Source organism: Kitasatospora sp. NPDC001540 (assembly GCF_042894345.1).
Taxonomy (GTDB): Bacteria; Actinomycetota; Actinomycetes; order Streptomycetales; family Streptomycetaceae; genus Kitasatospora; species Kitasatospora phosalacinea_C.
The window spans coordinates 565990-586322 of the sequence record NZ_JBIAVO010000001.1 but is presented as its reverse complement, the minus strand read 5'-3'; the positions used below and the strand labels follow the sequence as shown (position 1 = coordinate 586322).

Sequence of the window (20333 nt, the reverse complement as noted above, 5' to 3'; positions counted from 1 at the left end):
CCCCGCCTCACCCCCGCCGGGCGCCCCGCCCCCCCCGGCGCCGCGGGGGGGGGGCCCCCCCCGCCCCCCCCCCCCCCCCCCCCCCCCCCCCCCCGGGGGGCCCGGGGGCCGGGGCGGGGTCCGTCCTGCCGTCAGTGGCCGCGGGTGGTGCGGCCCGCGCGGCGGGCGATCGAGTAGTGGTCGATCCGGGTGCCGTTCTCGGCCAGGGCGGTCACCTGCATGGTGGTGGTCGCGCCGCGGTGGGCCGGGGTGACGTCGACCTTGATGAAGGAGTAGCCGGTGTAGCGGACCCGGGACCAGGCGACGGTCTCGGGGGCCTTCACCGCGCCCTTCTCGAAGTGGTAGGTGACGACCTCGTCCTGGTGGTTCTCGTGGCCCTCGTAGGTGTCGGGGGCGTCGAAGGAGTAGAGGCTGCGGCCGGCCGCGCCCGCGGTGACGTAGACCACGCCGTCCTTCTCCGGGTCGAGGGTCGCGCCGCTGGGGACGGCCTTGCTGACCTTGTTGCCGAGGATCGCGTCGGTGCGCTCGTAGACGTGGTTGTGGCCGTTGACGACCAGGTCCACCCGGTACTTCTCGAACAGCGGGACCCAGGCCTCGCGGACGCCGCCCTCGGAGGCGTGCTGGTGGGTGGTGGAGAAGGCGCAGTGGTGGAAGAAGACCACGACGAAGTCGACCGTCTCGTCGGCCCGCAGCTCGCGCAGCTTGCGCTCCAGCCACTGGGTCTGCTGCCCGTTGGTGTAGCCGAAGTTGACCGGGATCTCGTACGAGACGTCGTTGGCGTCCAGCGAGATCACGCCGACGTTGCCGTAGGTGAAGGCGTAGACGCCGGGGGCCTTGCGCGGGTCCGGGCCGTTGGTGGGCAGGGTGAAGCGGGCGTCGTCGCCGCCGTAGCCGTTGTGGGAGTACCAGGCCTCCATGTCGTGGTTGCCGTAGGAGACCATCCACGGGACCTTCGCGGAGACCGGCTCGGTCTGCGCCAGGAAGGCGTCCCAGGTCAGCGCGTTGTACGCCGACTTGTCGCCGTCCAGGCCCTGGCCCATCGGGTCGGCGTAGCAGATGTCGCCCGCGTGCAGGTGGAAGACCGGGTTCTGGGCCAGGATCACGTTGTCGTTGCCCGCCGCGTGGGCGGAGACGCCCTGGTCGCCGAAGGCGGTGAAGGTGAACGGCTCGAACGGACGGTTGTGACGGCCGTGGCGGGACGGCGCGGTGGTGAAGGTCTGCAGGGTGGAGATCGCCTGCTGCGAGGCCGGGTCGAAGCCCTCGTGGCCGACGCCGTAGTAGTAGGTGGTGCCCGGCTGCAGGTGGTCCAGCTCCACGTGCAGGTAGTACTGGTCGACCGGGGTGCCGGTCGGGGTGAGCGCCGGGGTGTGCAGGGCGCGCACCTCGGCCTCGATCTTGTTGCTCAGCTCCCACGGGTGGCGGCCGAAGCGCAGGAACGGCTTCTTCACCGCGGCGGGCACCTGCCAGGACACCCGCATCTGGGTGCCCGCGTCGGCGCCGAACTGCAGGTGGCGGCCGACCGGCGCGACCAGCGAGCCGGTCACCCCGTCGGTCGGGCTGCCGGTCCTGGCGGCCGGGTCGGCGAACGCCGTGCCGGAGCCCAGCGCCCCGCCGACGGCCAGTGCGCCGACCGTGACCGCGCCGGAGCGCAGCAGGGTGCGGCGGGACAGCTTGCTGCGCAGGTACTCGTGCTGCTCGGCCATGCTCATGCGGGCGGCGAGCGCGGTGGGCACGCCCATGTTCGGGATATCCATGCGCGGGAGACTGTCAGCGGCCGGTGGCCGCGGCCCTGATGGTCGGTGAACGACCGTCATCGTGTCGGTCTGGCTCCGCACATGATCCGACCATGGGATGGTAAAACCGCCCCCGGCGGCTACTCAGAGCCGCTCCCCCGGCACCGCCAGGTACGCCTCGCGCAGCCGCGCCACCCCCGCGGTGTCGAACGCCCGCCCGTCCACCGCCGCCACCGGACGCACCCCCACCGCCGCGTTGGTCGCGAACACCGCCTCCACCCCCGCCAGTTCCGGCCCGACCCGCTCCTGGGCGCCCCCGCACGCGCCGCGCAGCAGCGCCATCGCCGTCCCCGCCAGGTACGCCCCGCGCGGCCACAGCGGCTCGCCCCCGCGCAGGAACCCGACGTTCCACGTCCCGCCCTCGGTCACGGCGCCGTCCCGGTCCACGAACAGCGCGTCGTCGAACCCCGCCTGCTGCGCCAGCCGCCGCTGCCGCAGCGCCCCGAACAGCGCCACGCTCTTCACCTCCGGCAGCTCCCGCTCGAACCGCACCGTCCGCACCCGGATCGGCCCCGGCGCCCCGCTCCCCACCGGACGGGCCGTCACCAGCACCCGCGGCTGGGCCGGGCCCCCGATGCTGCCCAGGTCGATCGCCGGGTCGAACAGCGTCACCCGCACCGCCACCGCCCCGGACGCCGGGGCCGCCCGCCGGGCGAACTCCCGCACCCGCTCCCGGTCCGGCACCACCCCGAACAACGCCGCGCAGTCCCGCTCCAGCCGCTCCAGGTGCAGGCCCAGCCCGCGCACCCGGCCGTCCTCCACCAGCATCGTGGTGAAGTGCCCGTAGTTCGTCAGCGCCAGCACCTGCAACTGCGCCGCCGACACCGGCCGCCCGTCCAACTCCGCCACCGCGCCTCGTCCGCTCACGCCCCCATTCTCGGTGATCCGCGTCCCGCACCCGAAACCCGGTGCGGGAGGGGCGGGCGCCCGGTTAGGTTCGCGGGATGACGACCATCGAGAGCCAGCGCCGCCCCGTCCCCCTCGCCGACGGCGGCGAGCTCGACACCGCGCTCGCGTTCCTGGGCTTCGCCCGGGAGTGCGTGCTGAAGAAGACCGAGGGGCTGACGGAGGACCAGTTGCGCCGCGTCCTGGTGCCGACCGGGACGAACCTGCTCGGGCTGGTGCGGCACCTGACGGACGCCGAACGCTACTGGTTCGGGTACCACGTCGCGGGCCAGGAGCAGTACCGGGACGTCGACTTCGGCATGGCCGTGCCCGAGGACGTGCCGGCGGAACGGGTGCTGGCCGACTACCGGGAGGCCTGCGCGGCGAGCGACGCGATCCTCCACGGCGTCGACCCGTCGCGTCCGACCGCCGCGCCGGTGGCCGGGGAGCCGCGCTCGGTGCGCTGGGTGCTGGCCCACATGACCGGCGAGACCACCCGCCACGCGGGCCACGCCGACATCCTGCGCGAGCAGATCGACGGCACCACCGGCCGCTGAGGCGCCGGACCGGGCCCGCCGCGGCGGGCTACGCGGTGGCGGCGGCCGCCGCGCGGCCCGCGGCGCGGCCGGAGAAGAGGCAGCCGCCGAGGAAGGTGCCCTCCAGCGAGCGGTAGCCGTGGACGCCGCCGCCGCCGAAGCCCGCGGCCTCGCCCGCCGCGTAGAGGCCGTCCAGGACGGTGCCGTCGGCGCGCAGGACGCGGGAGTCGAGGTCGGTCTGCAGGCCGCCGAGGGACTTGCGGGTGAGGATGTTGAGGCGGACGGCGATCAGCGGGCCGGCCTTGGGGTCGAGCAGGCGGTGCGGGCTCGCGGTGCGGATCAGCTTGTCGCCGAGGTAGCGGCGGGCGCCGTGGACCGCGGTGACCTGGAGGTCCTTGCTGAAGGGGTTGGCGATCTCGCGGTCGCGGGCCTCGATCTCGCGGCGCAGCGCGGCGCCGTCGATGGCGGGGGCGTCGCCCTGCCGCTCGTTCATCCCGCGGACGAGTTCCTCGAGCGTGTCGGCGACCACGAAGTCGGGGCCGTGCTGCTTGAAGGCCTCGACCGGGCCGGTGGCGCCGGGCAGCGCGCGGCCGAGGACCTGGCGGATCGAGCGACCGGTGAGGTCGGGGTTCTGTTCGGAGCCGGAGAGGGCGAACTCCTTCTCGATGATCTTCTGGGTGAGCACGAACCAGGTGTGCTGGTAACCGGTGCGCATGATGTGTTCGAGGGTGCCGAGGGTGTCGAAACCGGGGAACAGCGGGACGGGCAGCCGCTCGCCGGTGGCGTCCAGCCAGAGCGAGGACGGACCGGGGAGGATCCGGATGCCGTGCCTGGCCCAGATCGGGTTCCAGTTCTCGATGCCCTCGGTGTAGTGCCACATCCGGTCGCCGTTGACCAGGTGGCCGCCCGCGGCGCCCGCGACGTCCAGCATCAGCCCGTCGACGTGCGCGGGGACGCCGGAGAGCAGCTTGGCGGGCGGGGTGCCGAGCCGCTCGGGCCAGGCGGCGCGGACCTTGTCGTGGTTGCCGCCGATGCCGCCGGAGGCCACGATCACGGCCTGGGCGCGCAGTTCGAAGTGCCCGGCGACCTCGCGGGAGCTGGCCTCGCCGCGCTGCACGGCGGACGGGGCCAGCACCTCGCCGCTGACGGTGTCCAGGCTGCCCGCGCTCGCGGCCAGGCCGGTGACGCGGTGCCGGAAGCGCAGTTCGACCCGTCCGGCCCTCACGGCCTCGCGGACCCGGCGGGCGAAGGGTTCGACGAGGCCGGGGCCGGTGCCCCAGGTGATGTGGAAGCGCGGGACGGAGTTGCCGGGCCCGGAGGCCAGCAGTCCGCCGCGCTCGGCCCAGCCGACCACCGGGAACAGCCGGACGCCCTGCCCGTGCAGCCAGGCGCGCTTCTCCCCGGCCGCGAAGTCGACGTACGCCTCGGCCCAGCGGCGCGGCCAGGCGTCCTCCGGGCGGTCGAACCCGGCGGTGCCCAGCCAGTCCTGCCAGGCGAGTTCGCGGGAGTCCCTGATCCGCATCCGGCGCTGCTCGGGCGAGTCGACCAGGAACAGGCCGCCGAAGGACCAGTGCGCCTGCCCGCCGAGCGACCCGGCGGGCTCCTGGTCCAGCAGCAGCACCTTCCGTCCTGCGTCGGCGAGTTCGGCGGTGGCGACCAGGCCGGCGAGGCCCGCTCCGATCACGATGGCGTCGGCGTCGTAGGCCATGCGGGGCGTCCTTCCAGACCTGGCTCGGGGGTGCCATGATCCTCCGGCCTGCGGGCCTCCCGGTCAACCCACCGGTAACTTCCGGGGCGCGGCGGAAAGGCGGCAGCCCCCGCCGGGCCGGGCGGGGGCTGCCGGGTGCGGGGGCCGTCAGGGCTTGACCCGGACCACCTGCGGGTCGTGGTCGGAGGCCTGGGCGGCGAACTCGCTGTTGATGTGCACCACGTCGTAGCGCACGTGCTGCGGCTTGAACGCGCCGCTGACCAGGATGTGGTCGAGCACCTGCGAGTTGCCCTGGTAGACGTACGAGTAGCGCTCGCTCTCGGGCAGGTCGTTCACCAGGTCGCGCAGCACGCCGTCCTTGGTGAGGGTCTGCAGCGCTGGCGAGAACTGGTAGTCGTTGAAGTCGCCGAGCGAGACGATCCGGGCGCCGGGGTCGGCCGCGAGCAGCTTGGCGACGAACGCCTGCTCCAGGGTGGCCTGCTTGACGCGCTGCACCTCGGAGGAGCGGGTCGGGGCCTGGAAGCGGCTGTCGACGCCCTGGTCGCCGCCCTTGCTGTTGAAGTGGTTGGCGATCACGAAGACCGGCTTGTTGTGGAAGCTGAACTGGCCGACCAGCGGCTTGCGGCTGGAGTTCCAGGCCTCGTCGTTCGGAGCGATCCGGCCGGGCGAGGCGGTCAGCGCGGTGCGCTTGCCGGTGCCGGTGACGTCCACGGCGGTGGTGGCGGTGCCGCCGGGGATGTCGGTGAAGGAGACCCGGTCGGGGTTGAACAGGAACACCTGGCGGATGTTGCCGCCGGGCTCGCCGCCGTCCTTGCCGTCCACCGGGTCGATCGAGCGCCAGTCGTAGGACGGGCCGCCGGCCGCCTCGATGGCCTGGACGAAGGCCTTGATCGTCTCCGAGGCGTCCACGGTGCCGTCGTTGACCGCGCCGTTGTCGTCCTGGATCTCCTCCAGGGCGACGATGTCGGGCGAGCGCAGGTTGGTGACGACGCCCTTGGCCAGCTCGGCGAACTTGGCGGCGCCGTCGCCCGGGTCGAGGTTCTCCACGTTGTAGGTGGCGATGGAGAGTTCGCTGGGCAGCGCCCGGTCGGCGACCTCGGGCTGCAGGCCGTTGTCCTTGACCGCGCCGAGGGTGTTGGCGGCGATGGTGTAGCCGCCGAACTGGTTGTAGTCGAGCGGGCCGGCGGTGGCGCCGGTCAGCTCGTCGCCGACGTTGGCGACCGGGAACGGCACCTCGGTCAGCGGCGGCAGCGACTGGACCATGATCCGCCCGCTGTTGGGCTTGTCGTAGCCGAGGTAGACCACGCCGCCGCGGCCGGTCCGCGGGTCGGCCGAACTGGCGTCCACCCACAGCTCGTTGTACTTGTCGGTGGCCTGCACCACCGGCACGTCGGCGACCTGGACGTTCATGCCCTCCAGCGACTCGTAGAAGTCGAGGGCGTACTTCGCCGGGTCCAGCGGCAGCGCGTCGATCGAGCCGCCGCCCGCGTCGGGGGCGTAGGCGGCCGGGATGTTCGCGGCGTCCAGCACGACCGGCGCGGGCACCGGGTTGCCGGAGGACAGCACGGTGGTCTTCGGGCCGGTCAGCTCGGTGACCGACTGCGAGCCGCCCGAGCTGTTCGGGTAGTACTCGCTGACCTTGCCGGTGACCAGCACCGAGTCGCCGACCTTCACGGCCGGGGTGGCGGAGCCGGTGTAGACGAACAGGCCCTCGCTGGTGGCCGGGTTCGCGTCCGGGTTCGGGTCCTGGATCCAGAAGCCCTTGGTGCCGTACCCGCGCACGCCGGTGACCACGCCCGGGACGTTGGTGACGGTCTGGCCGTTCTTCGGCGAGACGCGGGTGGTGCCCTGGACGTCGTGGATCCGCAGGTCGCCCGGGACGGGCGGGGTGGTCGGCGGGGTGGTGGGCGGGGTGGTGGAACCGCCGCCCGCGCTCTCGCCCCTGGAGTTGGTCGGCGTCGGGTCGCCCGCCGTGAGGTCCGCGGCGTTGTCGTCGGTGTCGGCGAGCGAGGCGCCGCGCGCCACCGAGGCCGTGTTGGACGCCCCGGCTATCGGGCTGCCCTCGCGGACCGCGGCGGTGCCGAAGCCCACCAGGTCGACGATCCGCGGGTCGGCCGCGCAGTCCGCGGCGGTCTTGCAGGTCAGCGCGGCGGTGCCGTTGACCAGCGCGACGGTGCCGCTGGTCGCCGACAGCGCCAGGTTGCCGCTCGCGTCGGCGGCTGGCAGCGCGACGGTGCCGCCCGCGCCCGCCCCCTCCGCGACCAGGTAGCGCCCGCCCGGGGCGACCGACCCGCTCAGCGCGGTCACGCCCCACTGGCTGGAGGCGCTCGGGCTGCCCGGCAGGTACTGCACGCTGTACCCGGCCAGGCCGAAGGCCGCACCGGACGGGTTGCCCAGCTCGATGAAGTCGTTCTTCAGCGTCGCACCGGAGTTGCCACCGCCGCCGTACACCTCGGCGATCACCACCCCGGTGGACGGCGCGGCGAACGCACCCGGCAGCGGGACGGCCACCAGGGACGCGGCGACCGCGGCCGTCGAGGCGACGCGCAGCAGGGTGCGGCGGGAGCGGTGGGAGCGGTGGGAGCGGCGGGCGGGAGTGGGGCTGGGCACCGTTGCGGGGCTCCTTCGTGGCAGGACCGAAGCCCGGGCGCCGCGCTGGGGCCGCCCGGGTGGCGTTGAGGGTTCGTCAGGAGGCTGGCTGCCAGGGCCGGTCCGGGCGTCCGGACGGACCTGTCGGGCTACTCGCGTAGATCCAGGTCAGAAGATACGCGCGTAGAAGTTGACGCGACAAGGGTGCGGGCGTGAACAGTTCGCTACGTGCGAGGAGGGGCGCCCCGACCGGGACGCCCCTCCTGGCTGCTGCTCGACCGCTCGACCGCTCGACCGCTCGACCGCGCTACGCCTGCTCGCCGCGCAGGCCCGCCGACCACTTCTGCTCGACCCGGCCGAACTTCCAGAACGCCATCGCCCCGGCCCAGGTCACCACGAACAGGCCGACGATCACGTAGCCCACCAGGTTCAGGTCCAGCGAGCCGATCCAGCCGACCGGGCCGCCGGTGATCTCCAGCTTCTCGGACGCCAGTTGGAGCAGCTCGATCACGCCGATCACCAGCGCCACGACCACCGACAGGCCGGTCACCGTCAGGTTGTAGTAGATCTTCCGGACCGGCTTGGAGAACGCCCACTCGTACGCGAAGTTCATGAACGAGCCGTCGATGGTGTCCAGCAGGCTCATCCCCGCCGCGAACAGCACCGGCAGCACCAGCAGCGCGTACCAGGGCAGCGAGAACGCGGCCGCGCCGCCCGCCAGCACCAGCAGCGAGACCTCCGTCGCGGTGTCGAAGCCCAGCCCGAACAGCAGCCCCACCGGGTACATGTGCCACGGCTTGGTGACCGCCCGGGTGACCCGCCCCAGGATCCGGTTCAGGAACCCGCGCCGGTCCAACTGCCGCTCCAGCTCGGCCTCGTCGAAGTCGCCCTGGCGCATCCGCCGGAACACCTTCAGGATCCCGTTGAACGCCCCCAGGTTGATCAGCCCGATCAGCACCAGGAACGTCCCCGAGACGCTGACGCCGATCAGCCCCGTCACGTCGTGCAGCGTCGAGTCGTCCGACTCCACCTGCCCCGCCAGCGACCGGATCCCGAACGCCAGCAGCGCGCACAGGCCGAACACGATGGAGGAGTGCCCGAGCGAGAACCAGAACCCCACCGAGAGCGGACGCTTGCCCTGCCCCATCAGCTTCCGGGTCGTGTTGTCGATCGCCGCGATGTGGTCCGCGTCGAAGGCGTGCCGCATCCCCAGCGTGTACGCCGTCAGCCCCATCCCGGCACCGAACACCTGCCCGCCCACGTCGTAGTGCTCCGGCGCGATCACCGCGAGCAGGGTGACCCACCCCACCACGTGCAGGAGCAGGACGAACCCGCCCATCCCGGCGAGCCGGATCCACTCCTCCCGCGTGAGCCGGTCGCGCAGACGACTGGGCGCTGCCATGGGACTTCCCTCCGGTGGTGACGGGGTTGGGGCGCTGAGCTGGGCCATCCTTCCGCTTATCGGGATGTAATTGCAAGTTATGTGCAACTGCGAGCGGGGGGCGTACGACTGCTGCGCCCCCGTCCGCCCGTCCGCCCGCCCACCCGTGCGCCACCAGCCAACCTGCACCACCGCCAACGCGCGCCGGGACGGGCGGGGCGACGGGCTGACGGAGGGAGAGGGAGGAGGTGGAAGGGAAGAGCGGCAGCGGGCAGCGAGGCGGGCGGACGGGGCGGGGCGGACGGGAGCGGTGGAGGCCGTCCGCTCCCACTTGCCCGTGCGCGCTCCGGCCGGCGCAGCCCGTCCCGACCGAAGCGCGCACCGGCGAGCGCAGCGAAACCCCCGGTGCACCAACCCGGGGCGCGCACGGGTGGGCGGGCGGGGCAGGAGCCCGCCGCAGGCGGGTCTCAGGTGGGCAGCGGATCCGCACCGCGGGCGGTGTGGATCAGGGCGTGCAGCGCGGTCTCGGCGAGGCCCGGGCGGGGCCGCCACTGGGCGAGGATGGCGACGGGGCGGAGGGGGGCGGTGAGGGGGAGTTCGACGAGTTCGCCGTCCTCCAGTTCCCTGGTGACGGCGAGCGCGGGGAGCAGGGAGAGCCCCTGGCCGTGGCCGGTGAGGCGGAGGAGGGCGGACAGGGAGCCTTGCACCATGGTGACCTGCGCCCCGGAGAGCAGGTCCCGCCCGAGGCGGTCGACGAGCATCTCGGAGGTGCACCCGCGCTCGGCGACCAGGAAGTCGTACCGGAGCAGTTGCTCGGGCGTCACGCGTTCCTGCCGGGCCAGCGGGTGGCCGGGCCCGGCAACCAGGACGGTCCGGTCGTGGCCGACGACGGCATGCGGACCGAGGGCGCGAACCCCGTTGTCGTACTGGAAGACCAGGTCCAACTCGCCTGCGGCGTACCGCCGTTCGAGCGCAGCCCGGTTGGCCACAGTGAGTTCGACGTCCGCCCCGCCGTCGGCGTCCGCCCCGGCACCCCGGCCGCCCTCGCGGTACTCGAAGGCCGCCAGGACGTCGGGCATCCAGGCGTGCGCCAGGGACTCCTGCGCCCCGATCCGGAGCCGGGGCCGGTCGCCGAGGGCGGCCCGCCGGAGCTGGTCCTCCAGGGCGAGGGCGGCGCGGGCGTGCGGGAGCAGGCGGGTGCCCGCCTCGGTGAGGACGGCGCCGGTGCCCGCCCGGACGAGGACGCTCACGCCCAGGTCGGCCTCCAGGCGCTTGAGTTGGGCGCTGACGCTGGACTGCGCGTAGCCGAGGGCCTGGGCGGCGGCGGAGATGCCGCCGTGCTCGACGACCGCGACGAGGGCGCGCAGGTAACGGGAGTCCACCGCAGCAGCGTAACCGCCCCCATCGGACTCTCCGATGGGGGCATCGGATTCCCGGCGTCGCGCCCCACCCGCCCGCCGGGACACGCTGCGAACATGACCACGACCCACCCCTCCACCTCCCCCTCCACGACACCCGTCCCCGCCCCCGCCCCCGCCCCCGCGAAGCTCCGCGCCGGCCTGACCTTCGCCGGGATCGCGACCGGCAACCTGCTCGTCCTGCTCGACACCTCGGTCCTGAACGTCGCCGTGCCCGACGTGCAGTCCTCGCTGCACCCGACCGTCGCGGCCCTGCCCTGGGCCGTGGACGCGTACACGGTCGTCTTCGCGGGCCTGCTGCTGGCCGGCGGGGCGGTCGCGGACCGGTGGGGCGCCCGGCGGGTCTACGCCTGGGCGCTGGGGCTGTTCGCCGTGCTGTCGGCGGGCTGCGCCGCGGCGCCCGGCATCGGGTGGCTGATCGGCGGACGGGCGCTGCTGGGGGCGGCGGGGGCCGGGCTGGTGCCCGCCTCGCTGGCGCTGCTGATCCACCTGAACCCGGATCCGGTCCGCCGCACCCGCGCGGTCGGCGCCTGGACGGCGCTCAGCGGCCTGGGCGCCGCGGTCGGGCCGGTGCTCGGCGGAGCGCTGGTCGAACTGGGCGGCTGGCGGCTGGTGTTCCTGGTCAACCCGCCGATCGCGCTGGCCGCGCTGCTGCTCGCCCGCCGCCTGCCCCGGCCGTCCGGGCGCGCCGCCCGGGCGTTGGACCGTCCGGGGTTGGCGCTGTCCACCGCCGCGCTCGGCCTGCTCACCTTCGGGCTGGTGGAGGCCGGGGTCGAGGGCTGGGGGACGCCGCTGACGCTGGTGCCGGTCGCGGGCGCGCTGCTGTGCGGCGCGGCCCTCGTGGCGGTGGAGCGCCGGGCGGTGGCGCCGGTGCTGCCGCCCGCGCTGCTGGCCCTGCCGGGGGTGCGGGCGGCGATGGTCGCGGCGGCGGTGTCCTGCTTCGCCTACTTCGGCGGGATGTACCTGTTCGCGCTGCGGCTCCAGCACGGTTACGGCCTGAGCCCGCTGCAGGCCGGGCTGGCCTCGCTGCCGATCGCCTTCCCGGTGTGCGTGATGCCGTTCTTCACCGGCCGCCTGGTGGCCCGGTACGGCCCGCGCCCGGTCCTGCTGGCCGGGATGTGCGCGGGCGTCCTCGCCGGTGCGCTGCTCGTCCTCTGCGGCGGGGCGCACCCCGCGCTGCCGCTGCTGGTCGCCGTCGAACTGGCGCTCGCCGCCACCGGCACCCTCTCCATCCCGGGCGCCGCCGCCGCGATGGCCGTCACCGCCCCGCCCGCGTACGCGGCCACCGGCCAGGGCGCGCTGAACGGCGTCCGCCAGGCGGGTTCCGCCCTGGGCGTCGCCGTCCTCGGCACCCTCGCCAGCCTCCCCGCCGCGGGCTGCGTGCTGGCCGCCGTCGCGCTGCCCGCGGCCCTCCTGCTGGCCCGCACGGGTCGGCGCCGCCGAGCCGCCGCACCGACTGTTCGGAAAGCTTCCTGACGGTTCGTGGGCCGAAGTCCTTGACCCGGGCGAATGGTCCAGTCCAATCTAGGTGACGCGCTCACCCCAGGCGCGCAGGCTCCCACCTGGTCCCCACGGCCGCCGCACCTACCGGACAACCCCACTTCTCCGGAGGTTCCTCCATGCTTGAACGGGCCACGCCCGCACCCGAGTCGACCCCGCGCCGGGCTCCCTCCCGTCGCCGGGCCGGCGCCCTCGTGGTGGCCGCCGCGATGACGGTCGGTTCCACCGCCCTGGCGCTGTCGCTCGGTTCGGCCTCCGCCGCCACCGTCAACCTGCTCGCCAACGGCGACTTCGAGGCCGGTTCGCTGAGCGGCTGGACCTGCACCAACGGTTCGGTGGTCACCACCCCCGTGCACGGCGGGTCCTACGCGCTGAACGGCAACGCCACCGCCTCGGACACCGGCCAGTGCCAGCAGGTCGTCACCGTCCAGCCGAACACCAAGTACACGCTCTCCGGCTTCCTCAAGGGCAGCTACGTGTACCTGGGCGCCACCGGAACCGGCGTGAACGCGTCCACCTGGACGCCGGGCGCCACCAACTACACCCAGCTGAGCACCACGTTCACCACGGGCGCGTCCACCACCTCGGTGACGGTGTTCACCCACGGCTGGTACGGCACCGGCGCCTACCAGGCGGACGACCTGGTGCTGTCCGGCCCGGGCACCGGCACCACCAGCCCGTCCGCCTCCGCGTCCGCCAGCGCCTCGCAGAGCACCTCGCCGAGCCCGAGCGCGAGCGCGTCGAACTCCACCTCCCCCAGCCCGTCCGCCTCGACGTCCACCTCCCCGTCGCCGTCCGCGAGCGCCAGCTCGGGCACCGGCAACGGCCCGGCGGGCGACGGCAAGATCACCGTGCCGGGCGGGGTGACGGTCACCCGGACCACCTCCAACGCGGTGGTGCTGAAGTGGAACGCCTCGACCGACTCGACCGACAACTACGTCGGCTACAAGGTGTGGTCGAAGGGCCAGCTGGTCGGCACCTCGATGGGCACCGGCATCGCGATCTCCTCGCTGCTGCCGAACACCTCGTACACCTTCACCGTGCAGGCGTACGACAAGGCCGGGCACGCCTCGCAGCAGTCCGCCGCGGTGACCACCTCCACCGCCGCCGCGCCCGCCACCGCCAAGCCGCTGAAGTCGGCGTACTTCGACCAGTGGTCGGTGTACGACGCCGCCTACTACCCGAAGAACGTGGACACCTCGGGCGCGGGCGCCAAGCTGGACGTGATCTCGTACGCGTTCGAGAACATCCACCCGACCAACCTCAACTGCTTCGAGGCGGTCAAGGCCTCGGACGCCTCCCACGAGGACAACCCGAACGCGGGCGACGGCGCGGCCGACGCGTACGCCGACTACCAGATGGACTACACCAACGCCATCTCGGTGGACGGCTCCACCGACGACTGGCAGCAGCCGCTGAAGGGCAACTTCAACCAGCTGCGCCAGCTCAAGGCGAAGAACCCGAACCTGCGGATCACCCTCTCGCTGGGCGGCTGGACGTACTCCAAGTACTTCTCCGACGCGGCGGCCACCGACGCCTCGCGCAAGAAGCTGGTCTCCTCCTGCATCGACATGTTCCTGAAGGGCAACCTGCCGACCGGCGTCGCGGGTGACGCCTCCGGCGGTGCGGCCAGCGCCGCGGGCATCTTCGACGGCATCGACATCGACTGGGAGTACCCGGGCTCGGCCGGCGGCCACACCGGCAACCACTACTCGGCGGCCGACAAGCAGAACTTCACCGCGCTGCTCGCCGAGTTCCGCAGCCAGCTCGACTCGTACGGCGCGAGCCTCGGCAAGAAGTTCCTGCTCACCGCGGCGCTGCCGTCCGGCCAGGACAAGATCCAGTACATCGAGACCGACAAGATCGGCGCGTACCTGGACTACGCCGACATCATGACCTACGACATGCACGGCTCGTGGGACGCCACCGGTCCGACCAACCTCCAGGACCCGCTGCACGACAGCCCGGCCGACCCGACCACGCCGATCGCGCCCGGCACCGCCAAGTACAACGTGGACACCACGCTGGCCGCGTACACCACCGGCCTGCCGGAGTACGGGATCAAGGGCGGCTTCCCGACCAACAAGATCATCCTGGGCATCCCGTTCTACTTCCGCGGCTGGACCGGCGTCCAGGCCGGCACCAACTACGGCCTCTACCAGAAGGCCACCGGCGCCACCCCGGCCAAGCCGGGCAGCCAGGAGGCCGGCCTGGCCAGCTGGCGCGAGCTCACCCTCACCGCCCAGAACACCCACTGGGACCCGGTGACCGAGAGCACCTGGGTCTACGACGGCACCAACTTCTGGACCGGTGACGACCCGAAGGCCATCCAGGCCCGCGCCGCGTACGCGAAGAACAAGGGCCTGGGCGGCATGTTCGCCTTCGCCCTGGAGAACGACGACGACAGCTCCACGCTGCTGAACACCATCTACAACAGCCTGGGCTGACGCACCGTCAGCATCGCCACCGACCGGCGGCCCGCCGCACCTTCCCCACGGGTGCGGCGGGCCGCCGCCGTCTCAGTCCGACAGGGATAGCAAAACCCGCACGTCAGAACGGAGTTGGGCGTGGTCCTGGCCGCTCCACCAGATGTCCGCCCCGGCCGGTTCGCTCCACCCCGGGGTCGACCACCGCTCCAGCAGCGACCGCTGGGCCTCCGGCAGCGGGCGGCCGATCCGGCGCAGCAGCGACAGGACCCGCAGGCCCGGCCGGTCGAGGGCGAGCAGGTCGCGCAGCACCGGGAGCACGCGGTCGGAGTCGCCGGTGATCCGCCACAGCGCCTCGGCGGCGTCCACCCGGGCCTGCGGGTGGTACTCGGCCGCCAGGTAGGGCTCCACCAGCGGGAGCAGCGGCGCGGCGACCGGTCCGAGCAGGGCGGTCTCGGCCAGGCAACCGTCCGCGCCGCGCTCCAGCCGTTCGGCGAGCAGGCGCAGCGCGAGCTGCGGGTCGGCGCCGAACCGGGCGGCGGCGACGGCAGCGACCCGGGACAGCTCCCGATCAGCGCTTCCCGTCAACTCGACCAGCAGCGAGATGAGTTCCGGATCGGCAGCGCCGATCTCAGCGAGCCGGCGGACGAGTTCCGCGCGCGGGGAGCGCCGCAGCCGGGCGGTCAGCTCGGGCAGCAGCGGGGCGGCGCCGGTCGGGGTGAGCGAGTCGAGGAGTTCGCGGTTGGGCCCGTCGCGTAGCACTCGGCGGCGCAGGTCGAGGTCGTCGGTGCGGGCGGCCAGCGCGTCGAGGGCCGCGGGGACGGGGGCGGGGACGGCGGTGAGCAGGCGGCGGTCCCCGGACCGGCCCAGGACCAGTTGCGCGTCCTCGGCGGCCCACCGCTCCGGGTCGGCGACGTGCGGCAGCACGGCCTCGGCCGCCAGGGCCGCCACCCCGGGGTCGGCGCAGGCGCCGACGTGCTCGGCGAGGCCGTCCAGCACCTGCCGCCGCCAGTACCCCTCCCGCTGGTGCGGCAGGGCGGCCACCAGCAGCGCGACGGCCTCCGCCTCCCGACCGGGCCAGTACCGGGCCAGCCGCAGCGCACAGCGGGTGCCGCGCCCGTCGTGGTCGCCCGCCGCGATCCAGGCGTCGGCGACCGCCCGAGTGGCCTCCGGGTCGGCGTTCAGCAGCCGCTGCAGCCGGTCCTCGGCGCTGCCGACGCCGGGGAACCACTCGGTCCACACCAGTCGGAACGCCGGGTCGCCGCCGTCCGCCACCAGCACCTCCAACAGATCTGCCGGGTAAGGGAGTTCGGCGCCCTCCAACAGCAGGAGCGCGGCGGTGGCCCGGACGGCGGCCTCCTCGTCCGCCAGCGCCGCGCGAAGCCGTCCGCCCGGGTCGGCCTCCAGGAAACTCAGCACCGTCAGCGCCTCGGCCCGCACCGCCGGATCCGGGTCCGCCCGCAGGCACGCCCCCAACGCGGCCACCGCGAGCGGCAGCGACTCCCCCGCCGCCCACCGCGCCACCCGGACGGCCTGCCGTCGCACCTCGGCGTCCCCACTTCCCAACAGCGTTAGCAGGAACGGCAGTTCCTCCGCCACCAGGGCGGCTCCCAGCACCGCCTGCTCGGACTGGTGCGCCACTTCCTCCGCCCCGCCGGTCCCCGCCAGGAACGCCAGCACGTCGCCGCGCCGGTGGACGCCGTGCACCGCCGCGTGCGCCAGGTACGGAACGGCGGCGACGGCGGTCGGGTACACCGATCCCTGGTGCAGTGCGTGGTGGAACAGCTCCCGCAGTGCGCCGTCGACCACCGCCGGCTCCTCGGCGTACAACTCGCTTATTCGACGCGGCATTTCGGTGTCGCCCAACGAGAGCCAGTCGACCAGGTGCAGTTCCTCGGGTGTCCTCACGGGCTCGGACGCTACCCACGGGCACCGACAGCGTCCGCGTCGCCGGTGGGTCCGGGCCGCACCCGAGAGCCCGGCGCAGCCGCGTGGGCCTCCCGGCCCCGGGCGATAACGGAAAGCGGCGTGCACGTTACTCGCGGCGGGAGGTCGCGCCCCCGCGCCGCCGTGGCGGGCCGTACCGCCGACCCGGCGCCTACCGGGGTCCGTCCCCGCCGGGCCGCGGGGCGGCGTCGGTGAGGACCACGCAGCACTCGCCCGGCCGCGGGTCGAGGACGGCCCGGACGGCGGTGGCGTCGAGGCCGGTCAGGTAGCCGTCCAGGAAGGCCCGGTTGAGTCCGCACACCAGCTCGGTGGCCTTGGCGGCGAGCGGGTGGAAGGGGCAGTTGCGCAGCCGGACCTCGGTCGGGCCCTCGCGGACCGGCTCGTAGCCGTACGCGTCGAGCATCCGCTCGCAGAGCGTCAGGCCCCGTTCGGCGCCGAGGCGCCCGGGGCGGCTGCGCTCGCGCTCCCGCTCGCCCAGCCGTCGGCCGCGGTCCGCGGCGGCGGCGGTCGCCGCATCGGCGGCGGACCTCCCCTCGTCCTGGTTCAGCACGCCCGTCAGCAGCAGGTCGGCGAGGAGTTCGTGGCGGCGCTCGGGGATGGTGACCGAGATCTGCGCGTCCGTGGGCTCGTAGACCTTCGGCTGGCGCCCGACGCGGCGCTGGGCCCCGGGGGCGCCGTAGCGGGCGCGCAGCAGGCCCGCGTCGACGAGCTTGTCCAGGTGGAAGGCGGCGAGCTTGCGGGAGATGCCGACGCTGGCCGCGGCCTCGTCCCGGGTGACCGGGTGCCCGGCGCGCCGGATGAACGCGAACATCCGGCGGCGGGACTCCTCGCCGAGCACGCTCACGGACTCGATGCCGTCGATCGGTTCGGGCTGCTGCGGGGGCGCGTCCTGGTCCGTCACGCTCCCACGATAACTCCCGCGCGACCGGACGAAAGCTCCGCGCTTGACGGGCGACCGCAATAACGACAAGACTTGTTGGCGAAAAAGGAGGCGGTGCGCCATGAGCAGCAGCGCGCAACAGCGGCGCCAGGAGGCGAAGCAACCGGTCAGCACGGTCCTGGCCGGGCCGTACGGGCACCCGTTCCACCCGATCCTGGTCACCGTGCCGATCGGCGCCTGGGCGGGGAGCCTGGTCTTCGACGTCGCCTCCCACGTCGTGGACGATCCCGGGTTCCTGGCCCGCGGGTCGATGTGGCTGATCGCCGTCGGGGTGGCCGGTGCGCTGGCCGCGGCGCTGGTGGGTCTCCTGGACCTGTTCGCCATCCCGCCCGGTACCAGGGCGATGCGCACCGCGCTGGTCCACATGACCTTGAACCTGCTGGTCACCGGCGCCTACCTCGGCGGCTTCCTCTGGCGCCGCACCGGCGACCTCGCCACCGCCGTCGGCCCCGGGCAGCTCGCCCTGTCCGCGACGGGCTTCGCGGTGCTGGGCCTCTCCGGCTTCCTGGGCGGCAAGCTCGCCTACCGCTACGGCGTCCGGGTCGCCGACGAGAACACCCAGGCCGAGGGCTTCACCGACCGCGACTGACCCCCCCCTTCACCCCCCCCTTCACCCCCCTCACCTGCCCTGAGAGGTTCCCATGCACATCGCAGCCCTGGTCACCTGGGTGCTCACCGCGCTCGGCGGCTTCTACCTGCTCGGCACCTGGCTGGCCAGGGGCGGCGTCAAGCAGCAGCGGACCGGCACCAGCCGCCTGCCCGTCCCGGTGCTCTTCGGGCACTTCGCGCTGGCCGCCGCCGGCCTGGTCGTCTGGATCGCCTACCTCGCCACGGACGGGCGGGCCCTGGCCTGGACCGCCTTCGGCCTGCTCGTCCCGGTGGCCCTGCTCGGCTTCGTGATGCTGCTGCGCTGGCTCCCCGTCCACCGCGCCCGCGCCGCTGCCGCCGCCGCGGCCCCGGCCGGTGACGACGTCCCGGCGGAGCGCCACTTCCCCGTCGCCGTCGTCCTCGGCCACGGACTGCTCGCCGTCGTCACCGTCGTCCTGGTCCTGCTGTCCGCGCTCGGCATCGGAGGCAACTGACATGACCCCCTGGACCGTCGCCGCCACCGAACCGGCCCCGGTCGGCGGCGAGACCCCGACACCGCCCCTGCACGTGGTGCGCGACACCGACGGCATGGACCTGTCCGCCGCCGAGCAGGCCGCCGCCCGGTTCCTCGAGGCCCTGGGCGTGTCCACCGACTCCGAGAGCCTGCGCGGCACCCCCGGCCGCATGGCCCGCGCCTACGCCGAGCTGTTCACCCCGCGCCCGTTCGACCTCACCACCTTCCCCAACGACGAGGGGTACGACGAACTCGTCCTCGCCCGCTCCATCCCGCTGCGGTCGGTCTGCGAGCACCACCTGCTCCCCTTCGTCGGCACCGCCCACGTCGGCTACCTGCCCGGCGCGCGCATCCTGGGCCTGTCCAAACTCGCCCGCGTCGTCGAGCACTTCGCCTGCCGCCCGCAGGTGCAGGAACGCCTGACCAAGCAGATCGCCGACTGGCTCCAGGACAACCTGGAGCCCAAGGGCGTCGGCGTGGTCATCGACGCCGAGCACACCTGCATGACCCTGCGCGGCGTCCGGGCCACCGGCACCCGCACCCTCACCTCCACCCTGCTCGGCCTCCTGCGCACCGACCCCCGCACCCGCGCCGAGTTCCTCGCCTGCACCGGCGTCACCACCGGCACCTGACGCCCCGGTGCGCCGGGCCCTGGTGCGGCACCCGGCGGGTGACCCCCGGCACCCGGCGGGTCACCCCCGCTCCCGGGCGTGCGCCACGGGTGAGTTGGGGTCCGCTTGGCGGCCCCTTGGCGAAACCGTGAACCGGCTGGGAGGCGGCTGGGAGCTCGGTGAGGACGTACCTTACGATCATCCGGTGCCCAGCCTGACCGGACTCCCCCTGCAGATCATCGCCACCCTGGTGGCCGTCGCCGCGTTCGCCGCCACCCTGTGGCTGTGGCCCCGGCTGGGCGGGCGGAGCTGGCGGGCCTGGCTGGGGCGGCTCGGGGCGTTCTTCGGGACGCAGGTCGCGGTGCTGGTCGCGATGGGCCTGGTCGCCAACTCGTACTTCGGGTTCTACTCGACCTGGAGCGACCTGCTCGGCCTGGACGGCAGCCCCGGCACCGTGGTCGACCACCAGCCGAACGGCAAGGCCGTCTCGGTGACCGGCGAGCAGAAGATGTACTCCTCGCAGGGCTCCGCGCAGGACCGCTCCGGGGTGATCCAGAAGGTGGAGATCCACGGCAGCGGCTCCGGGCTGACCGGCACGCCCGCGTACGTCTACCTGCCGCCGCAGTACTTCCAGCCCGCGTACGCGCACAGCCGCTTCCCGATGGTGCTGGCGCTGTCCGGCTACCCGGGCACCCCGGAGAAGCTGATCTCGCTGCTGCAGTACCCGGCGTCCACCCTGAAGGCCATCGAGGCCAAGGAACTGCCGCCGACGGTGCTGGTGATGATGCGGCCCACCCTGGTCGGCAACCGCGACACCGAGTGCATGGACGTGCCGGGCGGCCCGCAGGTGGAGACCTTCTTCACCGAGGACCTGCCGAAGGCGATGTCGGCCGCCTACCGGGTCGACGACCGGCCCGAGTCGCGGGCCGTGATCGGCGACTCGACCGGCGGCTACTGCGCCGTCAAGTTCGCGGTGCGCAAGCCCGACGCGTACCGGGCGGCGATCGCGCTGTCCGGCTACTACGAGGTGCACAACGACCCGACCACCGGCGACCTGTTCGGCGGCAGCGACCAGGTCAAGCAGGACAACGACCTGCTGTGGCGGCTGCGGACCCAGCCCGCGCCGCCGGTCTCGCTGCTGCTGGCCACCAGCCGCAACGAGGAGAACTACCGGCCCACGCAGGAGATGGTGGCCGCGTTCAAGGCCCCGACCCGGCTGTCCACCATCACCCTGGACAGCGGCGGCCACAACTTCCACACCTGGACCCGCGAGATCCCGCCCGCCCTCACCTGGCTCGGCACCCGCCTCGCCCCGCCCACCCCGGGCCCGGACGCGGGCCCCGGCGCGGAAACGGCGGCCCACGCGGCGGGTTGACGGTCCGTCAGCACCGGGCAGGACTCCGCGCGGCCCCGCGCCGGAACCCCCGCCGAGGCGCACGTCACCCGTTCGCCGGGAGATTAGAGCGCCCTCACACCCGGCTCTCATCGATCTCTCAG

Annotated in this window: 15 protein-coding genes; 7 read left to right on the top strand and 8 right to left on the bottom strand. The window is 73.8% G+C overall.

Annotation, left to right across the window (positions count from 1 at the left end; translation table 11 throughout):
- Positions 1-131: 131 nt before the first annotated feature.
- Positions 132-1754: a purple acid phosphatase family protein gene (locus tag ACFY00_RS02620; protein WP_388026431.1), complete on the bottom strand. Its 1623-nt coding sequence runs from the start codon at positions 1752-1754 to the stop codon at positions 132-134.
- A 123-nt stretch (positions 1755-1877) separates the two neighbouring features.
- Positions 1878-2642: an aminotransferase class IV gene (locus tag ACFY00_RS02615; protein ID WP_388026588.1), complete on the bottom strand. Its 765-nt coding sequence runs from the start codon at positions 2640-2642 to the stop codon at positions 1878-1880.
- A gap of 95 nt (positions 2643-2737) precedes the next feature.
- On the opposite strand from ACFY00_RS02615, the gene ACFY00_RS02610 reads away from it, so the two are divergent.
- Positions 2738-3235: a DinB family protein gene (locus ACFY00_RS02610; protein ID WP_388026429.1), complete on the top strand. Its 498-nt coding sequence runs from the start codon at positions 2738-2740 to the stop codon at positions 3233-3235.
- Between the two features lie 28 nt (positions 3236-3263).
- Here ACFY00_RS02610 and ACFY00_RS02605 read toward each other — a convergent pair whose 3' ends face one another.
- The 4 genes from ACFY00_RS02605 to ACFY00_RS02590 form a co-directional block, all read right to left on the bottom strand.
- Positions 3264-4922 (bottom strand): FAD-binding dehydrogenase, encoded by a 1659-nt coding sequence (locus tag ACFY00_RS02605; protein ID WP_388026428.1) that lies wholly within the window; start codon positions 4920-4922, stop codon positions 3264-3266.
- A 147-nt stretch (positions 4923-5069) separates the two neighbouring features.
- Positions 5070-7532, bottom strand: a complete 2463-nt coding sequence (locus ACFY00_RS02600; protein WP_388026427.1) for an endonuclease/exonuclease/phosphatase family protein — start codon at positions 7530-7532, stop codon at positions 5070-5072.
- A 286-nt stretch (positions 7533-7818) separates the two neighbouring features.
- Positions 7819-8913 carry a HoxN/HupN/NixA family nickel/cobalt transporter gene (locus ACFY00_RS02595; protein ID WP_388026425.1) on the bottom strand — a complete coding sequence of 365 codons (1095 nt, stop codon included), beginning with the start codon at positions 8911-8913 and terminating at the stop codon, positions 7819-7821.
- Between the two features lie 446 nt (positions 8914-9359).
- Complete coding sequence (locus ACFY00_RS02590; protein WP_388026423.1) at positions 9360-10274, bottom strand: LysR family transcriptional regulator; 915 nt, start codon at positions 10272-10274, stop codon at positions 9360-9362.
- 93 nt (positions 10275-10367) lie between these two features.
- On the opposite strand from ACFY00_RS02590, the gene ACFY00_RS02585 reads away from it, so the two are divergent.
- Positions 10368-11786: an MFS transporter gene (locus tag ACFY00_RS02585; protein ID WP_388026421.1), complete on the top strand. Its 1419-nt coding sequence runs from the start codon at positions 10368-10370 to the stop codon at positions 11784-11786.
- 143 nt (positions 11787-11929) lie between these two features.
- Entirely contained in the window at positions 11930-14257 is a 2328-nt protein-coding gene (locus tag ACFY00_RS02580; protein ID WP_388026420.1) for a glycosyl hydrolase family 18 protein, read from the top strand.
- 72 nt (positions 14258-14329) lie between these two features.
- Here the strand turns inward: ACFY00_RS02580 and ACFY00_RS02575 are convergent, their stop codons facing one another.
- Entirely contained in the window at positions 14330-16144 is a 1815-nt protein-coding gene (locus ACFY00_RS02575) for a hypothetical protein (RefSeq protein WP_388026418.1), read from the bottom strand.
- A 190-nt stretch (positions 16145-16334) separates the two neighbouring features.
- On the bottom strand, positions 16335-17084 hold the full coding sequence (locus ACFY00_RS02570; RefSeq protein ID WP_388026416.1) for a helix-turn-helix transcriptional regulator: 750 nt from the start codon (positions 17082-17084) through the stop codon (positions 16335-16337).
- Positions 17085-17184: 100 nt separating this feature from the next.
- On the opposite strand from ACFY00_RS02570, the gene ACFY00_RS02565 reads away from it, so the two are divergent.
- The 4 genes from ACFY00_RS02565 (at position 17185) to ACFY00_RS02550 (ending at position 20211) form a co-directional block, all read left to right on the top strand.
- The gene (locus tag ACFY00_RS02565) at positions 17185-17712 is read left to right on the top strand and encodes a DUF2231 domain-containing protein (protein ID WP_388026414.1); all 528 of its coding nucleotides are present in this window, start codon (positions 17185-17187) and stop codon (positions 17710-17712) included.
- Between the two features lie 52 nt (positions 17713-17764).
- A complete protein-coding gene (locus tag ACFY00_RS02560; protein WP_388026413.1) occupies positions 17765-18205 on the top strand; it encodes a hypothetical protein in 441 nt (146 codons plus the stop codon).
- Between the two features lie 94 nt (positions 18206-18299).
- Positions 18300-18857, top strand: a complete 558-nt coding sequence (gene folE, locus ACFY00_RS02555; RefSeq protein WP_388026586.1) for a GTP cyclohydrolase I FolE — start codon at positions 18300-18302, stop codon at positions 18855-18857.
- A 184-nt stretch (positions 18858-19041) separates the two neighbouring features.
- On the top strand, positions 19042-20211 hold the full coding sequence (locus ACFY00_RS02550) for an alpha/beta hydrolase (RefSeq protein ID WP_388026411.1): 1170 nt from the start codon (positions 19042-19044) through the stop codon (positions 20209-20211).
- Positions 20212-20333 lie beyond the last annotated feature (122 nt).

Excerpts from the sequence above, each read along its gene's own strand:
- ACFY00_RS02620 (WP_388026431.1), bottom strand. The coding sequence starts at position 1,754 with ATGGATATCCCGAACATGGGCGTGCCCACCGCGCTCGCCGCCCGCATG.
- ACFY00_RS02610 (WP_388026429.1), top strand. The coding sequence starts at position 2,738 with ATGACGACCATCGAGAGCCAGCGCCGCCCCGTCCCCCTCGCCGACGGC.
- ACFY00_RS02605 (WP_388026428.1), bottom strand. The coding sequence starts at position 4,922 with ATGGCCTACGACGCCGACGCCATCGTGATCGGAGCGGGCCTCGCCGGC.
- ACFY00_RS02595 (WP_388026425.1), bottom strand. The coding sequence starts at position 8,913 with ATGGCAGCGCCCAGTCGTCTGCGCGACCGGCTCACGCGGGAGGAGTGG.
- ACFY00_RS02585 (WP_388026421.1), top strand. The coding sequence starts at position 10,368 with ATGACCACGACCCACCCCTCCACCTCCCCCTCCACGACACCCGTCCCC.
- ACFY00_RS02580 (WP_388026420.1), top strand. The coding sequence starts at position 11,930 with ATGCTTGAACGGGCCACGCCCGCACCCGAGTCGACCCCGCGCCGGGCT.
- ACFY00_RS02565 (WP_388026414.1), top strand. The coding sequence starts at position 17,185 with ATGAGCAGCAGCGCGCAACAGCGGCGCCAGGAGGCGAAGCAACCGGTC.
- ACFY00_RS02560 (WP_388026413.1), top strand. The coding sequence starts at position 17,765 with ATGCACATCGCAGCCCTGGTCACCTGGGTGCTCACCGCGCTCGGCGGC.
- folE (WP_388026586.1), top strand. The coding sequence starts at position 18,300 with ATGGACCTGTCCGCCGCCGAGCAGGCCGCCGCCCGGTTCCTCGAGGCC.